General features: G+C 48.8%; 4 protein-coding genes and 1 pseudogene. 3 read left to right on the forward strand and 2 right to left on the reverse strand.

Annotation, left to right across the window (positions count from 1 at the left end; all coding sequences use genetic code 11):
• Positions 1 to 615 precede the first annotated feature (615 nt).
• Complete coding sequence (locus AXW79_RS21945; RefSeq protein ID WP_129712431.1) at positions 616 to 1095, reverse strand: hypothetical protein; 480 nt, start codon at positions 1093 to 1095, stop codon at positions 616 to 618.
• A 575-nt stretch (positions 1096 to 1670) separates the two neighbouring features.
• Between AXW79_RS21945 and AXW79_RS21955 the strand changes: the two are divergent.
• The 3 genes and pseudogenes from AXW79_RS21955 to AXW79_RS01540 form a co-directional block, all read left to right on the forward strand.
• Positions 1671 to 1880: pseudogene (locus AXW79_RS21955) on the forward strand (Tn3 family transposase); the annotation flags it as partial.
• Between the two features lie 109 nt (positions 1881 to 1989).
• Entirely contained in the window at positions 1990 to 2415 is a 426-nt protein-coding gene (locus AXW79_RS01535; RefSeq protein ID WP_005320958.1) for a hypothetical protein, read from the forward strand.
• A gap of 301 nt (positions 2416 to 2716) precedes the next feature.
• Positions 2717 to 2965, forward strand: coding sequence for a hypothetical protein (locus tag AXW79_RS01540; protein WP_005320955.1), 249 nt, complete (start codon positions 2717 to 2719; stop codon positions 2963 to 2965).
• 109 nt (positions 2966 to 3074) lie between these two features.
• Here AXW79_RS01540 and AXW79_RS01545 read toward each other — a convergent pair whose 3' ends face one another.
• A complete protein-coding gene (locus AXW79_RS01545) occupies positions 3075 to 3485 on the reverse strand; it encodes an H-NS family histone-like protein (RefSeq protein ID WP_005320953.1) in 411 nt (136 codons plus the stop codon).
• Between the last annotated feature and the right edge of the window lie 361 nt (positions 3486 to 3846).

A 3846-nucleotide genomic window follows, 5' to 3' on the forward strand; every position in this document is an offset into this window, starting at 1 on the left:
GAAAATAAAGAAAATAAAGAAAAAAAAGAAAAGAAAGAAATTAAAGAAAATAAACAATGTTGTACACGCTATTAACTAGGTGGCCATACTCAGTGCCAATCAAATCAAACTCCAAGCCATACTTTATATTGACAAGTACGAGAATCAATATAACGCTCATGATTATAAAATGCATTACAAAGGGAGTTGCCATCCCTGCTATTTTAAGGATTTTCTTAATCATTGCTGCTACCTAATGAACCACCAAATGTTCCTGGGGAAACACCGTTTGAACTGCTACCCGCGACACCGGAGCTATTGCCGGAGGAACCAAAGGTTTCTCCAATAGGCCCTGCACTTTTCATTGGGGATGAGCCCTCACCGTTCGGGATGGCGGCCTTCATGGCCGAAGTCACCTCAACTACAAGCATGTCTGAGCTTGATGCTAGCTGTGACAGGTGGCGCTCGAGTGATGACGGTATAACGAAGTCCTCTGTGTATGTGTTCCCTATAGGCCCGTTGACAGTGAAGGCGCTTGTCCCTGCCAGCTTCAACGCATCAACGGAAGTCGTTGTGCAGTTGCTACCAGTGAGATCGTATTTATTTATCACTCGGCCAGTTTCTTTTATTTTATCTTTATTTGGTTGGGTGGAACTGGAAAGCCATTTTTTTTTGGAAGATTGCCAACGTCAAACCTTCATCTACATCCATGATTTTAAATGCTCTCGCACTCATGCTGTATAGTTCGTGCTGATAATACTCCCGAGCTTTTGTAAAAGCATATTGAATAAGTACGCCGTCACCTACAGGGGATATAGGGTTTCCATCAAATCGACCGTATGTGTATACGTGCATACTCCATTCTTTGTGGACTGAAACAAAGGCGTGTCCGGTTCCCTTTGTTTCAGTCCATAGAAAGACACCGTTTGCTAAAATATCACTGGTTTTTTCGCAAATTTCATTTTCTATCCAATACCCCTTGCTCTTTTCAATTAAGGTGATGCTGCCGCGATCATCTGATCGAAAACTTGAGGTTTTCTCGCCTTCCCATTCGCTTTCTCCCCAGCGCTGCCATCCACCACTGCCCACTTCTGCTCGGATCCACATTTCCTCCACAGCCTTGCATCCAAAAAACTATTGTGCCATGTGTGGGTAATCTGACCAAATGAGGGAACGCACTGACATTTCACAGTGTGTCCGTTGCATCCAGTAAGCGAGGGCATAGGTTTTCCACCGCGCTGCGCCTGCCCTCTTTTTGTCCTGTGCTTTTTTGGCCGATGGTCCACACACAAACAACACTCGCGCCAGCGGCGCGGGGGAAGGGTGCTGTTGCTGCCCAGGGACGTGTGCAGCTCGATGACTATGCGCCAGGCCGGAGTCCCCGATTGAGGGGGCTACCTGCAGCGCCAAGTCCATCGGCAAGATGGTTACCCGGTCGGGGCTACCATGGGTGGTTGTCACGGCCAACCCCGTACCGTAGGCAACACTCTCTTAAATCATTGAATGAAACAGTTCCCTACCCCTATAGCAGAGGCGATTCAGTTATGAGCCAAAGAGCCACCCAAGGCAGCACCAAAGCAGTACCAAAGCAGTACCAAAGCAGTACCAAAGCAGTACCAAAGCAGTACCGGATCAGTACAAGGAAAACGGAAAAATCGTACTATAAGGCATCCGATACGACGTAGTAAGGGGCGCATGGATTACGTGCCAAGGGGCATGCCGTCGATGATGCGTTATTACAGTACCTGTCGCCGCTGGGCTGGGAGCACATTAACCTGACAGGAGATTACCAGTGGCGCAGCAGCGCCAAGATCGGTTCAGGTAAGTTCAGACCGCTACGACCTTTATCAACGGCTTACCGTACAAAACCGTTTCATTGGACTTCAAACTCCTTATACTAAATGGCTATGGGTCAGTAACCGAAATTTCTAGGGTTTCAGCTTACAACTCTTATCTACGCTCTATATATTTAAAATAGAGAATCAACCATTTTTTACATGAGAAAATTTGATGAGTTATACATCAGAGCTTACAGAAAAAGATATCCAAAATATGGAAACATTCATAGAGCTCGTACTTGACGATTACAAGCTCGGAAAGCTTTCAAAATCACATGCTATTTCTGGGATTACTCATGTTATGGTCGCCCTTGAACTGGATAATTACACCGAAGTTAGAACTTGGTTTGAACAAGGAAGTAAATTAATCAACTCTGTAACAGAGAACGTTATAACCGAACGTCTACAGTCAGGGTGGGAGTTATCTAACCGAGGACAGGGATGGTATCTATCTTCGCCCAGTAAGCCGGATCGGCAGTCAGAATCCAGCTATGTCCCAGATGATGTTATTCATAAAATGGTGCAGGATAATGTGCTTAAAACAATCATCCAGTACTCGACAGGCCGGGCTGAGTTGGTTAAAACCGGTAGCAGCTGATTAACTCGGTTAGGGGTATGAAGCCCAATGGAACAGTTCTGTACGGTAAGCCGTTGACCTCCCAAACCGGCAATCAGGGGGTGACATGAGTCCCCCAGTGAGAGATGATGACCTTGCGTTGCCGCTACCCATGGTAACGACCTTGCTCTTCTTGGCCGCTCCCCAGTAGTGGCCTTTTTTCTGTTCCTTCTCCTTTAATCATCAAAATCAGATAACGAACAATCAATATTTGTTTTTGATTGATGGCTCGGCATACTATTCTTGTCTAGCCCAGTGGGGCCGCAGCAATCGAGGGAACAATATGCAGGAGCTGAAAGCAAAGTGGGTATTCGATCAGGGAGGCTTTTCCAAAGCCTTGATCGCATGTACGCCAATGGGTACTGGCTATCATCTGCACCTGGTGAGATTTGGCCGTCAGGCCGAGACAGAAATAATTGAGCGCCAGCGTGGCGGCTGGCGGTTATTCAAGACTATCGATGCCGCGGTGCAAACGGCCAAGAATATCGGTTTTCGGCGGGTGGAAATCGATGTATCGGGGATGCGGGATTGAAAAACGGCACCGCCAGTGAGGCGAGGTCATCGGTTCGACCTCGACCGAGGGGCGGAATGACCACCGCCGCCGCCCCTGGCCACGTTCTCCCAGTCGCTGACCCGGGGGATCAGATCAGAAATGCGTCGAGCGACTCGCCACTTGCGATAGCAGCCGCGATCTGGGCAGGCATGCGGCCCTGACCGGTCCAGGTACGCGCTTCACCCTCTACCATGTAACGGTACTTGGCGGGACGTGGCGCACGCTTTGCTTTCGCCCCCGCATCGGCCCCGGCTGTCAGCCCCCGGCCACTGAGCAGATCTTCCGGCGAGATCCCTTCTATTGCCAACAGTTCTCTGAACTCAGCAAGTTTCTTCTCATGCTCCAGCTTGGCCGCTTGATCTGCTTCGGCAGCTTTTAGCTGCTCCTGGACGACGGTATCAAACTTCTCTTTAATTTCCTGCAACTGCTCGAACGGCAGATCACGGACAGCTGCACGAAGGCTGCGGATATTCAATAACACTTTCAGAAAGTCATTCACCGGCAACACTCCTGGTTATGGTTATGGTCATGGATGAATACGAAAAAAAACATCGAGAGCGCTATTAATAGCGCTTCTGTGAGGCAATATAAATGAGCTCCATCATAGAGCTTATCTAGCTATTCTTAAAGCCTTGTAGTTCGCCTGTGCGCGATATGTGAGGTATTACACTGATATTCAAGGTGCCAGCCTGCCCCCCTCCCTGCAAAACCGTCTTTAAGGCCCGTGTAGCCTGACGTTCCACTGAGGTTGATCGGCCCCTTTATGGGGCATGATAGTGGCAAGCTGGTGTGTTGGGGGAGGGGTGTGGGGACGTGTCCCCACGAAGATGTGTTATATTTTGACCGGCGGCCAGCGTGTT

Origin of the sequence: Aeromonas salmonicida subsp. salmonicida (assembly GCF_001643305.1) — a bacterium.
In the GTDB taxonomy this organism is placed as follows: domain Bacteria; phylum Pseudomonadota; class Gammaproteobacteria; order Enterobacterales; family Aeromonadaceae; genus Aeromonas; species Aeromonas salmonicida.

Coding starts and splice junctions, on each gene's coding strand:
- AXW79_RS01535 (WP_005320958.1), top strand. CDS start 1,990: ATGAGTTATACATCAGAGCTTACAGAAAAAGATATCCAAAATATGGAA.
- AXW79_RS01540 (WP_005320955.1), top strand. CDS start 2,717: ATGCAGGAGCTGAAAGCAAAGTGGGTATTCGATCAGGGAGGCTTTTCC.